At 56.8% G+C, this 12,005-nt stretch carries 13 protein-coding genes; 4 read left to right on the top strand and 9 right to left on the bottom strand.

Translation table 11 applies throughout. The features are described from left to right. Positions 1–46 precede the first annotated feature (46 nt). Both ACR0BK_RS03170 and ACR0BK_RS03165 read right to left on the bottom strand, forming a co-directional pair. Positions 47–733, bottom strand: coding sequence for a M48 family metallopeptidase (locus ACR0BK_RS03170; protein WP_480473277.1), 687 nt, complete (start codon positions 731–733; stop codon positions 47–49). A gap of 130 nt (positions 734–863) precedes the next feature. Next, a complete protein-coding gene (locus ACR0BK_RS03165) occupies positions 864–1,280 on the bottom strand; it encodes a hypothetical protein (protein ID WP_480553742.1) in 417 nt (138 codons plus the stop codon). A gap of 182 nt (positions 1,281–1,462) precedes the next feature. Between ACR0BK_RS03165 and ACR0BK_RS03160 the strand changes: the two genes are divergently transcribed. After that, positions 1,463–3,088 carry a winged helix-turn-helix domain-containing tetratricopeptide repeat protein gene (locus ACR0BK_RS03160; RefSeq protein WP_480553741.1) on the top strand — a complete coding sequence of 542 codons (1,626 nt, stop codon included), beginning with the start codon at positions 1,463–1,465 and terminating at the stop codon, positions 3,086–3,088. An 83-nt stretch (positions 3,089–3,171) separates the two neighbouring features. On the opposite strand, the gene ACR0BK_RS03155 is transcribed toward ACR0BK_RS03160, so the two are convergent. The 5 genes from ACR0BK_RS03155 to ACR0BK_RS03135 all read right to left on the bottom strand — a co-directional run bounded on the left by ACR0BK_RS03155 (position 3,172) and on the right by ACR0BK_RS03135 (position 7,307). Further along, positions 3,172–4,356 (bottom strand): vWA domain-containing protein, encoded by a 1,185-nt coding sequence (locus tag ACR0BK_RS03155; RefSeq protein ID WP_480517381.1) that lies wholly within the window; start codon positions 4,354–4,356, stop codon positions 3,172–3,174. A 4-nt stretch (positions 4,357–4,360) separates the two neighbouring features. Then, positions 4,361–4,531 carry a hypothetical protein gene (locus tag ACR0BK_RS03150; RefSeq protein WP_209503658.1) on the bottom strand — a complete coding sequence of 57 codons (171 nt, stop codon included), beginning with the start codon at positions 4,529–4,531 and terminating at the stop codon, positions 4,361–4,363. Positions 4,532–4,538: 7 nt separating this feature from the next. Next, entirely contained in the window at positions 4,539–5,906 is a 1,368-nt protein-coding gene (locus ACR0BK_RS03145; RefSeq protein WP_480553740.1) for a DUF2927 domain-containing protein, read from the bottom strand. Then, positions 5,903–6,352, bottom strand: a complete 450-nt coding sequence (locus ACR0BK_RS03140; protein ID WP_480553739.1) for an N-acetyltransferase family protein — start codon at positions 6,350–6,352, stop codon at positions 5,903–5,905. The genes ACR0BK_RS03145 and ACR0BK_RS03140 overlap by 4 nt, the downstream gene beginning before the upstream one ends. A gap of 109 nt (positions 6,353–6,461) precedes the next feature. Continuing rightward, positions 6,462–7,307: an AAA family ATPase gene (locus ACR0BK_RS03135; RefSeq protein ID WP_480553738.1), complete on the bottom strand. Its 846-nt coding sequence runs from the start codon at positions 7,305–7,307 to the stop codon at positions 6,462–6,464. 381 nt (positions 7,308–7,688) lie between these two features. Between ACR0BK_RS03135 and dksA the strand changes: the two genes are divergently transcribed. Then, positions 7,689–8,111 carry an RNA polymerase-binding protein DksA gene (dksA, locus tag ACR0BK_RS03130; RefSeq protein WP_209504868.1) on the top strand — a complete coding sequence of 141 codons (423 nt, stop codon included), beginning with the start codon at positions 7,689–7,691 and terminating at the stop codon, positions 8,109–8,111. Positions 8,112–8,188: 77 nt separating this feature from the next. Beyond that, the gene (locus ACR0BK_RS03125; RefSeq protein ID WP_480553737.1) at positions 8,189–9,331 is read left to right on the top strand and encodes an FAD-dependent monooxygenase; all 1,143 of its coding nucleotides are present in this window, start codon (positions 8,189–8,191) and stop codon (positions 9,329–9,331) included. 4 nt (positions 9,332–9,335) lie between these two features. Here ACR0BK_RS03125 and xth read toward each other — a convergent pair whose 3' ends face one another. Together xth and ACR0BK_RS03115 are read right to left on the bottom strand one after the other, a co-directional pair. Next, complete coding sequence (gene xth, locus ACR0BK_RS03120; RefSeq protein ID WP_480473261.1) at positions 9,336–10,115, bottom strand: exodeoxyribonuclease III; 780 nt, start codon at positions 10,113–10,115, stop codon at positions 9,336–9,338. 280 nt (positions 10,116–10,395) lie between these two features. After that, the gene (locus ACR0BK_RS03115; RefSeq protein ID WP_267363969.1) at positions 10,396–10,719 is read right to left on the bottom strand and encodes a HesB/IscA family protein; all 324 of its coding nucleotides are present in this window, start codon (positions 10,717–10,719) and stop codon (positions 10,396–10,398) included. A 76-nt stretch (positions 10,720–10,795) separates the two neighbouring features. Between ACR0BK_RS03115 and ACR0BK_RS03110 the strand changes: the two genes are divergently transcribed. Further along, positions 10,796–11,935 (top strand): deoxyguanosinetriphosphate triphosphohydrolase, encoded by a 1,140-nt coding sequence (locus ACR0BK_RS03110; RefSeq protein ID WP_480553736.1) that lies wholly within the window; start codon positions 10,796–10,798, stop codon positions 11,933–11,935. Positions 11,936–12,005 lie beyond the last annotated feature (70 nt).

Below are 12,005 nucleotides of genomic sequence, written 5' to 3'. Positions count from 1 at the left end.
AAATATCCCGGAGAGCGCGAGAGGCTGGCCTCTCGCAGCACAGGCATCACCCGCGTGCCCAACGCTGTTCAAGCTTTTCCAACGCCGCAACACGTTCATCTGTCTTGGGATGGCTCATCAGCCAGGCCGGGACCACCCCGGCGCGCTGCTGTGTCAACTCTTCCAGCTTGTGAAACAGTGATTTCTGTGGTCCGATTCCAATCCCGGCTTTTGTCAGCAAAGCGGCTGCGTATTCATCCGCCTCATACTCGTCCTGCCGCGACAGGCGCGAGGCGATCAGTGCGGTCAACGCATTGGCAATCATCGCCCCGACAAAGGGGATGAACCTGTTCAGAACCATGATCAGCGCCGTTCGCATCGCATTCTGCCCTGAAAAATCGATCATCCGCCGCCGTGCGTGACCCAGCGCCACGTGCCCCAACTCATGCGCGATTACACTGGCCATTTCCTCAGCAGAAACCTCTCCGTTGTGAAACTTGCGGTAAAATCCTCGCGTGATGAATATCCGCCCGTCCGGCGCGGCCAGCCCGTTCACCGGGTCGATCTCGTAGATATAGACCGGCACCCGTTCGATCCCGAGCGCCGCCGCCAGCCGGTCGGTCATGCGTTTCAGCGCTGGATCGGCAAGTTCCGTCGATTTCGCATCCAGTTCCCGATGGGTGCGCCAGACGGAAATCCGGTACATCACAATTCCATAGGCAATGGCCAGCAGGATCGGGGTCAGGCGAAGCATGGGTTAGATATGGTAGCACTGGGCTTTTAGGGCAAACGAAAAATTCAGGGGCCGCTTTTGGGACAAAGCTACCGCCAGAATTCTGCGATCCTGCGGCAGCTTTGTTGATCTATAGGATGCGATGTAGCAATCAAAGACCTGTAGACGGCTCAACTTCCAGTAAGACGAAAGTCTTCTTTCCATTGACGTCGAATTTCTGAACCACGTCACCGTCGCGAACGACCGTCAGACAACGATAGCGGCCTTCATCTGCTACCATGGAAACACAAACCTGATCCGTATCAGTGATCGCAAATGCTCCCGTACCCGTCCAACCGCCGTTGGTTAATTCGCCACTGACGATATTGTTCGGGTCGTAATAGAAACGGAACGTCTTCTCTCCGGAACTGGCTGTGACCCTGTTTCCGATCAGTAACTCGGCTATCTGTTCTGCATTCAGCTTTTTGCCGCCATTGGCCAATGCCGCTTCAAGGTCAGTTTGCGCGAAGACCGAGCCGCCGGCACAGGTTATTGCGGCCGCCATGAGCAGTGTTCTCAACCGTGGCATGTTCCTTCTCCTTTCATGATGGGGGAAACGTATCGGGATGATTTCCCGCCATACGGAAGTTAGAAGGATTCCGGCCGCGGCACTTGATCGAAAGCTGATATTTCCTGACATTTAGATGACAATTGGCAAAATCCGTTGAGCGACAAACACAGCCGGATGTAAGTTGAACTATGTACAGGTTTTTGGATTTTGAACTTGACCCGGCAAAAGGTTTGAGCCGCAGCGGACATCCGGTGGCATTGGAGCCTCAGGCACTTCAACTGCTTGAATTACTGATTAGAAACCGCAGTCGAATCGTCACCAAGGATGAAATAGTTGATGAAGTCTGGGCCGGAAAGGCCATAACGGACGCAGCTCTGAACACGCGAATCCGCTCTGTACGAAAAGCACTGGGCGATAGCGCGGCGAGTTCGGAGTACATCAAGACGCTTCCCAAGCGCGGGTTTCAGTTCGTTGCGCCGGTCGTTCAAAACGAGCCTTCGGAACAGCAATCTGGCAGGCCTTCAAAACGGCTTGCTCTTGCTGCGAGCATTGTTTCGGCGTGTGCTCTTGCCATTGTCTTTTTTTCTGTCTCCTTTGAACGGCAAGGATTGCCAGATACCGAAACCCCGTCATTGGCTGTTGTTCGTTTTGATAATCTGGGCGGTGATAACGCGGGGCAGTACTTTGTCGATGGTCTTACAGACGATCTGACCACTCACCTGTCACGCAACCGTGACTTGTTCGTCGTTTCCAGCGCGACGATGTTTTCTTATGCGCGTGGCGAGGCGAGCCCGATCGAAATCGCCCGCGAACTGGGGGTCGATTACATCGTCCGGGGCAGCGTCCGACGCGCTGGCGATCGGGTGCGGGTTAGCGGAGAACTTATTGATGTGGATGCCAGCGAAACTATTTGGGCAGAGAGTTTCGAACGGCAAACAACGGGTATCTTTGCGGTTCAGGACGAGATTAGCCAAGCAATCGCCGGGCAATTGTTGCCGGAAATATACCTGTCGGACGCGACGCGCTCACAGGGAAAGCCAACCCAGGACATGGGAGCGTGGGATCTGTACCTTCGCGGTCGGGTGCGTCAATCCGAGTTTACCAAGGAGGCACAAGAGGAAGCCGCAAGCTACGCGCGGGAAGCGATTGCGGCTGATCCTGGTTTTGCCGCAGCCTACAGCCTGTTGGCTCGTGCCCTTGGGACGACTTTCTTCTTCCAATGGGCAGACACCCCGCAGAACACGCTCATATCCGCTACCGAAGCCGCTACGCGAGCTATAGAACTCGACGGTCAGGAAGCGCAGGCCCACGCGGCATTGGGATATATTTACCGGTTTACCGGCGAGGCGGATCCTGCCATCGCAAACCTCGAACGCGCGGTCGCTCTCAATCCCAATGACGCTCGTATCCGTTTGGAACTGGCGCATACTTTCGATTGGTTTCGTATGCAGGACCGTGCGTTGCCGGAGATTGAAATGGCCATCAAACTGAGTCCGCGCGATCCGATGCTGCAGAACATGTACTTTTATAAAGGGCATATCCTGTTTCATCTTGGACGCCACGAAGAGGCGCTGGATACTGCAAGGCAGCTGGGCACTGTCGCGACAAGCAACACCTGGCGTCTGTTTCATCATCTACTGCGCGCCGCAAACCTTGCCGAAATGGATCGACCGGAAGAAGCTCATGAGGCCGTGGAGGCGGCTATGCGCATTAATCCGAAACTTTCAATTTCGGCGATGAAGAGACAGTTCGCAGGATCGAAAAATCATCCAGAAAACCGAAAAATCTGGTTGGCGAGTTTGAAAAAGGCTGGTGTGCCGGATTAGGTGCAAAAAACAAAGATGTTCGAAGACTGGACGCTCGTAAGTTGGAAAATTGGTCGCTATGGCCTCAAACCTGCCATCAGTCTCTACCGCGTCAGCTCGCGCATTCCCTTTTCAAGACCAGCCAGTGTCATGGGCACCATGCGATCTTCAAAGATGTCGCGGATCATGCTGATGGAATGGGTATATTCCCAGTATTTCTCGGGCACCGGGTTGATCCACAGGTTTGACGCCCACTGTTCGCGCGCGCGTTGCAGCCAGACCTGACCAGCTTCCTGATTCCAATGTTCATTGGCACCGCCGGGATAGGCGATCTCATAGGGGCTCATCGAAGCGTCGCCGACAAAGATGCACTTGTAGTCGGACCCATAGGTGCGCAGCACTTCGTGGGTCGGGGTCTGTTGGTTCCAGCGGCGGCGGTTGTCCCGCCAGACCCCTTCATACAGGCAATTGTGAAAGTAGTAATATTCCAGATGCTTGAACTCGGTTCTTGCAGCGGAAAACAGCTCTTCAACCACCTTGATATGCGGGTCCATCGAGCCGCCGACATCCAGAAACAACAGTACTTTGACGGCGTTGTGGCGCTCGGGCCGGGTTTTGACATCCAGATAGCCATGCTCGGCCGTGGCGCGGATGGTGCCGTCCAGATCCAGCTCTTCGGCTGCTCCCTCCCGCGCCCAGCGGCGCAGGCGTTTCAGGGCGACCTTGATGTTGCGGGTGCCCAGTTCAACCGTATCGTCGAGGTTCCTGAATTCCCGTTTGTCCCAGACCTTGACCGCACGCTGGTGACGGCTTTCTTTCTGACCGATACGGACGCCTTCGGGGTTGTACCCATAGGCCCCGAACGGAGAGGTTCCTGCGGTGCCGATCCACTTGTTGCCGCCCTGATGACGGCCCTGTTGTTCCTTGAGCCGTTCGCGCAGTGTTTCCATCAGCTTGTCGAACCCGCCAAGCGCTTCGATCTCGGCTTTTTCCTCCTCCGACAGGTGTTTCTCGGCCATCTTGGCGAGCCAATCGGCAGGGATATCGACAGCTTCCAACACCTGATCGAAACTGATCTCGCCCAAGCCCTCAAAGCTGGCGGCAAAGGCGCGGTCGAATTTGTCTATATTGCGCTCGTCCTTCACCATCGACACCCGGGCAAGGTAATAAAACGCTTCGACATCATAGGTGACCAGACCCTTTTTCATGCCTTCCAGAAAAGTCAGATACTCCCGGAGTGATACCGGGATGCCCGCTTTGCGGAGGTTTTTGAAAAAGGGCAGGAACATTGCGTCATGCCACCATGCGAAGCAGAACCAGCGAGATCACCAGCCCCACAAGCGCAAAAGCGATCCCATATCCGGCGGCATACTGTGCCATGTCAGCGCCGTTTCCATTGCGTTTTTTTGCGGTCAAAGCACCCAGGATTGCACCCAGTATCGCCATTCCCAGTACTAGCAACATATGCGTTTCATCCGTCTTTCGTGCTGTCAGCGGGGCGTCGGCCACTGTTTTGAGCCAGAGATTGAGCCACCAAATCAGAACCGAACCCGTATCGCGCCCATCCAAGGCTGTCCAGTCTGACGGCACGTGCCTTTTGTAATTGACCGGCCTGTTTCAAGGCCTCGGATTTCAACAGCAGCAAGGTTGCCAGAAGCGAAGCGTTTTCCGCGCGGGTCATCACGTCGATGGCCTGATCCAGTTCGGGCAGGACCTCTGGCCCGCGATCCTGCGCAAGCGCAAAGGCTGCGGTTTGCGTTGAGACATAAGCCTGATGAACCTCGGTTCCGGGCGTTGCGCGAAGAAACTGTTGCGCGATCTTGAACTGCCGCTGGGCTTCCGCCGGGTCACGAAACTGCTCCATCCGACCCATCAGGTAGTGGGGATAGGCGCGGCGGTGATCCGTCCATCCCAATTGCTGCCCGATGCGGGCTGCCTTTTGCGCGGCGCGTATCTGCCGGGGGGAACCCGGCCCTGGTCCCAGTGATTTCTGGATCGCGTTGATCCACTCTCGGGGGGTATCCGTTGGCCGTTGCGCGGCTAATCGGTCACCGCGTGGATTCAGGCGGCTGAGAACATCGGGGATGACGGCGGCGACCTGATCCCGTGTCATACCGGTGTGCAGTTCGGGCGCATAGGCCGCGCGCAGAATCAGCATGTCGAACCCGGTCAAAACCGTATGAATATTGTCGTCGTTGAACACGGAATCCGGCAGGTGATAGAGGTCGTTCAGCGGACCAAGGGCTTGCGCCAGTTCTTCGTGCAGACAATCGCGCATTTCCTGCGGGCTGACATCGTAGGGGATGAATATCCCCAATCGTTCGCGCTGGCGCAGCTCAACCCAACTGCTTTTGGTCTTGCGGCGGTCGCGCTGATACTCAGCCAGGCTGGACGCGTTTGGCACCACGAAACAGGCCGCGTTTGGCAGAATTTGCAGAATTTCCTTCTGACTGACCGCTTCGATCGTGATATTGGCCTGACCGTCGTTGATTTGTCGGATGTTGATACCCGCCTCGCGCTTCAGGCGGTTCAGCAGGCGGGTCAAATCCTGCTGCATACTTTGTGTCGGCGATCCGGTCAGGCGAACGGTGATCGGCATCTCGAACCGGGTGAAAACGGGCAGGGCGGCCCCGCTTTCCAGTTCGAAATGCAGGGACAGGAAATCCGCCGCGATGTTCGTGTTGGACCGTGCCGGTGGCGAGGGACGCGGTGCCGCAAAAGACTTGGCTGGTGGCAACGCCACTTCGACATATGATACATCGTTCCCGAGTTCGATTGTCTCGACAGACGTGCAGCCAGCGATAACCAGCGCCAGAAAAAGGGCGCCCAAACGCATCATGGGCGGGCGTACTTGATGAACGGTGTCAGGGTGCCGATGCGATCATAAAGGTGGCGTGCCGTGTGGTTGAACTCTTGCGTCAGCCAGTAAACGGATGGGGCGCCCTGGCGATCCGCCTCTTCATAAACCGCCTGAATCAAGGCGCGACCGACGCCCGTTCCTCGGGTTTCAGGTCGGGCGAACAGGTCTTGCAGGTAACAGACCTTTTCCACTTTCCAAGCGTGGCGATGAAACAGGTAATGCGTCAGCCCGACCAAAACGCCATCCTGTTCCGCAACAAAACAGGAAAAATCCTGTGGGTCGTCGCCCAACAATCTGGAAAAGGTCGTTTCATACACGTTTTCAGGCAGGGTAGTTTCATAAAACGCCAGATAATCCCGCCACATTTCGGCCCACGGATCTTTGTCCTCGGCCCGCAGGGTCCGGATTGTCAGAGCGTTCGCCAAGTGATGACCCCAATACTGCTGCTTTGAAACGCGGTTGCGTCAGGTATTTCGATGCTGACACCCGGGATACGCAATGGCAAGCCGTGATCACTGATTGTTCACACGCAGGCTAGCGTTTGCCACGTGCCATGAAAGCAAGACGTTCGAACAGATGCACATCCTGTTCATTTTTCAGCAAAGCGCCATGCAGCTTCGGCAGCGCGCTGGCCCCGTCACGCCTGAGGTCTTCGGCCGTCAGGTCTTCGGCCAGCAACAGCTTCAGCCAGTCCAGCACCTCCGAGGTCGAGGGCTTTTTCTTGAGCCCTTGCGTCTCTCGGATCTCATAGAATTGCGTCAGCGCGGCGGTCAGAAGTGCGTCCTTGATGCTGGGATGATGCACATCAACGATCCGGCGCATCGTCGCCTCATCCGGAAAGCGTATATAGTGGAAAAAACAGCGGCGCAGGAAAGCGTCTGGCAGCTCTTTTTCGTTGTTCGAGGTTATGATGACGATAGGGCGGTGCTTGGCCCGGATCGTCTCGCCCGTTTCGTAGACGTGGAACTCCATCTTATCGAGCTCCTGCAACAGGTCATTGGGGAACTCGATATCCGCCTTGTCGATTTCATCGATCAGCAGAACAACCTTTTCGTCGGCGTCGAAGGCCTGCCACAGCTTGCCCTTGCGGATATAGTTCGACACATCATGGACACGCTCTTCGCCTAGTTGGCTGTCACGCAGGCGGCTGACGGCATCATATTCGTAAAGACCCTGCTGCGCGCGGGTGGTGGATTTCACATTCCACTCGATCATTTTCAGCCCCAGCGCACCGGCCACCTGTCTGGCCAACTCGGTCTTGCCGGTACCGGGTTCGCCCTTCACCAACAGGGGGCGCTCAAGCGTGACAGCGGCGTTCACGGCAATGGTCAGATCGTCGGTGGCGACATATTCGGCTGTACCTTGGAAACGTGCGGTCATGGGCCTCTCGTGCGTATATTGCGTTGGACGGGCAGGTTGTGGTTTCCGGGTTACAGAGCGGCAAGGTTTTTTACAACCCGCGTCCCTGCGTCGCCCGGCGGGAATTGTGCTGCAACTCCAAGCCCTTTTGCTTGATTCCGATGTAGACCATTCCCGGACGTTGTAACTCTCGCCCCAAAAAAGCCTGTCAAATTTCATAGAAATACAAGGTTTTGTTGATGTTTGTCTCATAGTTAGACAAATCCGCGGGGGTGCACTGTTGCGCAACGTTTGTGTAGTGACATTCCACCGCCCGTCGGCTAAACGCTGCGCAGAAGGGAGAGCCAAATGTCAGCTGAAACAGCCTCGAACGACGTTACTGGCCATACCGAGGGAGCAAATATGAAGCAGGAAGTTTTTCTGCCGGAAGATTACCGTCCGGCCGAAGATGAGCCTTTCATGAATGATCGTCAGCTTGAGTATTTTCGCCGCAAGCTGCTGGATTGGAAGACAGAGTTACTGGCTGGTAGCCGCGACACCATCGAAGGGCTGCAAGACAACACCCGTAACATTCCGGACGTCGCGGATCGCGCCAGTGAAGAAACTGACCGTGCGCTGGAGCTGCGGACCCGTGATCGTCAGCGAAAACTGGTCGCAAAGATCGACTCGGCCCTGCGCCGGATTGATGATGGCGAATACGGGTATTGCGAAATGACGGGCGATCCGATCTCGCTGAAGCGTCTGGACGCACGACCGATTGCAACCATGACACTTGAAGCACAAGAGCGCCATGAGCGTCGCGAAAAGGTCCACCGCGACGATTAATCGCCGGGTATGTGTAAGAAATCCAAACGCCGGGGCCTGTGGCTCCGGCGTTTTTGCGCTATGCGGATGCCATGAAGATGGATGAATTGAAATTCTGTGTCATTGGCGGTGGAATCGGCGGCCTGGCCTCGGCTCTGGCACTGAAACACCGTGGGGCGCATGTCACGCTTCTGGAGCAAGCCCCGGCCCTGACCGAAGTCGGCGCTGGTTTGCAGATCAGCGAGAACGGGATGCGCGTTCTTCATGCACTTGGCGTCACAGGTCTTTCTGTCGGGCAGAAGTCCCATGGAACTGTCTTGCGCGATTACCGAAAAGGGCGCGTGGTCAGTCACCTGCCGGGCCCTGCAGCTGGTCCGACTTATTACTACCACCGTGCCGACCTTCTGAACCTTCTTCATGATGCGGCTTGTGACGCAGGCGTGAATATCCGATTGGGTGCCAGAGTTTCGCATGTGCAAAAGCATCCCAACGAGGCCGAGGTGATCTTGGCGTCAGGCGAGCGAATTCGCGCCGAGTGCGCCATTGCGGCCGATGGCGGCCGCAGCATGCTCCGCCCGGCTCTGAACGGGGCAGAGGTGCCGGAGTTCACGCATCAGGTGGCGTGGCGCGCCGCCATCCCCTGGCAGCCCGGTCGCGACCCGGTTTCCGCATCCCTGACGATGGGGCCTGGGCGGCATGTGGTAACCTATCCGTTGCGTGACGAAAGCATGATGAACATTGTCGCGGTCGAAGAACGTTCGGACTGGCGGGAAGAAGGATGGCGTCAGATGGGCGACCCTGAAGAATTGCGCAAGCGCTTCGCCGATTTCGGCGACCCCGTACGCGACATTCTGTCGAAAGTCTCGGATGTGCATCTGTGGGCATTGTTTCTGCGGCCTGTCGCGCAAAACTGGCAGAATGGTAGGTTGGCTCTGGTGGGGGACGCGGCCCATCCGACGTTGCCATTCATGGCACAAGGGGCATGTCTGGCGCTCGAGGACGCTTGGGTTCTGGCGCGTGCGTTTGACGAACGATCGGGTATCACCAACGCACTGGCGGCCTATGAAACAACCCGCAAACCAAGGGCGCAGCGCGTTGTCGCGGCGGCCGGGTCAAATGCGCGGAACTTTCATCTGCGCGGTCCAGCCCGTATGGCTGCGCAATGTGTGCTGAGGGTCGTCGGTGCCCGGTTGTCACAACGCTATGAATGGATCTACAGTCACGACGTCACGGCCGCCTAGGGCCTCAAAGATCCAGGTCAATCCAGACGGGAACGTGATCGGATGGCTTTTCGTGCCCCCGAACAGCCGCATCAATCTGGCAATCCCGCATGAGGTCGGCCGCTTGTGGCGTCAGCAGGAAATGATCAATTCGAATTCCGTCATTCCGGTTCCACGCGCCAGCCTGATAATCCCAGAAAGAATAGTGATCGGGGCCCTGCGTTGTGGCGCGAAAGGCCTCGGTAAAGCCAAGGTTCAGGATCTTTCGAAAGGCGGCCCGGCTTTCCGGGCGGAACAACGCGTCTTCCCGCCAGGCATCGGGGCGTTTGGCATCCTCGGCCTGTGGGATGATGTTATAGTCTCCGGCCATCAGGGCAGGCTCCTCTGATTTCATCAGGGCCTGGGCGCGGTCGTAAAGCCGTTCCATCCAGGCCAGCTTGTAATCGTATTTCGGTCCGGGTGCCGGATTCCCGTTGGGCAGATACAGCCCACAGAGCCGCAGGGCCTTTTTGCCTACGACGGTGGCCTCGATCCAGCGCGCCTGTTCATCATTGTCATCTCCGGGAAGGCCGCGAGATACATCCTCCAGCGGAAGCTTCGACAGGATCGCGACACCATTAAAGCTTTTTTGCCCATGTGTTTCCACGTTGTACCCGCGATCTTCAAACATCTCGCGGGGGAAGTTCTCGTCGACGGATTTGATTTCCTGAAGAAGAACAACGTCGGGTTGGGCGTCGTCCAGCCAGCGGGGCAGCGCCTCGGTTCGTGCCTTGATGCCATTGATGTTGAACGTGGCGATTTTCATGCGCGATCCTCCGAAACCTTGTGGCAACCTATCGCTCAGAACGGGCCCAGCGGCAAGTCGGAGATCGGATTAGCGAGGCTCTGCCTCGCGCTCCGGGATATTTTTAGCCAGATGAAGAAACGAACCCTTAACCGTTTTTTCGATACTAGAAGGGGCGGTACAGGCGGGGACGCCGATGACCGCGCCAGGTGAAGCTCTCTGGTCGTTTTGGTCAGAGAGCGGATCCCTGCTTCATCTGGCTGAAAATATCCTGGGGGTGTGGGGGCAAAGCCCCCGCCGGTTACATCGAAAACGACGTGCCGCAGCCACAGGAAGAGGTGGCGTTGGGGTTGTCGATCACAAACCTTGCACCAATAAGCTCCTGAGTGAAATCAATCACCGCGTTTTCAAGAAAGGGCAGAGAGACCGGGTCGACGATGACTTTCTGCCCCTTGCCTTCAAGGATGAGGTCATCGGTGTTTGGCGTGTCCAGAGCGATTTCATATTGAAAACCGGAACATCCACCACCCTCCACTGCGACACGCAGGGCTTGCCCCTGTTCCGCGGCGCCGATCTCGGCGAGGCGGTCAAAGGCGCGTTCGGTGACTGATGGGGGCAGATTCATGCCGGTCTCCAAAGGTTTATTTCCCAAGCGTCCTACAATATATGAAACAAAAAGACAGGCGACAAGGACAAGGCCTTTGGACAGAGCGGGATTTGCTTCGGACCCAGACCGTGCAAGGGGGCGGCTGGTGCCAGAGGAAGAAAGCAGCTTCCGGTCATGCTTTCAGCGTGATCGCGACCGGATCATTCACGCCAGTGCGTTTCGGCGGCTCAAACACAAGACGCAAGTCTTTGTCGAGCATGAAGGTGACAGTTATCGAACACGGCTGACCCATTCCATCGAAGTTGCTCAGGTCGCGCGAACCATTTCAGGGGCGTTGGGCCTGAATCCTGAACTCACCGAGGCTGTAGCCCTGGCGCACGACCTGGGTCATACACCCTTTGGTCATACGGGTGAAGACGCCCTCCACGCGCTGATGGTGCCTTACGGGGGGTTTGATCACAATGCCCAGGCCATTCGGATCGTAACGAAGCTGGAGCGGCATTATGCCGGGTTTGACGGATGCAACCTGACCTGGGAATGTCTGGAGGGTATCGCCAAGCATAACGGTCCAGTTGTTGGCGATCTGCCGTGGGCGCTGGCTGAATGCAACCAGGGCTTTGATCTTGAACTTCATACCCATGCAAGTGCCGAGGCGCAGGTGGCGGCTTTGTCTGATGACATTGCTTACAACAATCACGACCTTCTGGATGGGTTGCGCGCGGGGTTGTTTGAAGATGATGATCTGCGTCACCTTCCGATCGTGGGGGGATGCTACGCGGATGTGGATGCTAAATACCCCGGTCTTGATCCGTATCGACGACGTCATGAAGCACTGCGGCGGGTATTTGGGGTCATGGTGGCAGATGTCATCACAACGTCACGAGACTTGATTGCAGCCTCGGGCGCGCAATCGGTCGAAGAGATTCGCCATCTTGGGCATCCTGTCATCCAATTCTCGACCGGGACTTGGGCGGATCTGAAACAAATCAGGGCGTTCCTGTTCACCCGGATGTATCGCGCACCCAGCGTCATGAAGGTACGGGCCAAGGTTGCAACGGTTGTCGAAGACCTGTTCCCGATCTACCTGAACGACCCGAAACAGATGCCCGCACGTTGGCACGAGGATATTGAAGCTGCGGCGGATGAGACAGCTTTGGCCCGGATCGTATCGGACTATATCGCAGGTATGACCGACCGTTTTGCCTTGCAGGATCACGCGCGGCTGACTGGCTGACTGGGCCGCAATGACACGGATAATGGTCCATGTTTGCGACCTTTTTTGTGGGTTGATTGGTGCCTTGCGC

The organism is Ruegeria sp. AF1 (assembly GCF_056542125.1).
This window is presented reverse-complemented; position numbering and strand designations above follow the sequence as displayed.

Excerpts from the sequence above, each read along its gene's own strand:
- ACR0BK_RS03145 (WP_480553740.1), bottom strand. The coding sequence starts at position 5,906 with ATGATGCGTTTGGGCGCCCTTTTTCTGGCGCTGGTTATCGCTGGCTGC.
- dksA (WP_209504868.1), top strand. The coding sequence starts at position 7,689 with ATGAAGCAGGAAGTTTTTCTGCCGGAAGATTACCGTCCGGCCGAAGAT.
- ACR0BK_RS03155 (WP_480517381.1), bottom strand. The coding sequence starts at position 4,356 with ATGTTCCTGCCCTTTTTCAAAAACCTCCGCAAAGCGGGCATCCCGGTA.
- ACR0BK_RS03125 (WP_480553737.1), top strand. The coding sequence starts at position 8,189 with ATGGATGAATTGAAATTCTGTGTCATTGGCGGTGGAATCGGCGGCCTG.
- ACR0BK_RS03135 (WP_480553738.1), bottom strand. The coding sequence starts at position 7,307 with ATGACCGCACGTTTCCAAGGTACAGCCGAATATGTCGCCACCGACGAT.
- ACR0BK_RS03115 (WP_267363969.1), bottom strand. The coding sequence starts at position 10,719 with ATGAATCTGCCCCCATCAGTCACCGAACGCGCCTTTGACCGCCTCGCC.
- ACR0BK_RS03165 (WP_480553742.1), bottom strand. The coding sequence starts at position 1,280 with ATGCCACGGTTGAGAACACTGCTCATGGCGGCCGCAATAACCTGTGCC.
- ACR0BK_RS03170 (WP_480473277.1), bottom strand. The coding sequence starts at position 733 with ATGCTTCGCCTGACCCCGATCCTGCTGGCCATTGCCTATGGAATTGTG.
- ACR0BK_RS03150 (WP_209503658.1), bottom strand. The coding sequence starts at position 4,531 with ATGTTGCTAGTACTGGGAATGGCGATACTGGGTGCAATCCTGGGTGCT.
- xth (WP_480473261.1), bottom strand. The coding sequence starts at position 10,115 with ATGAAAATCGCCACGTTCAACATCAATGGCATCAAGGCACGAACCGAG.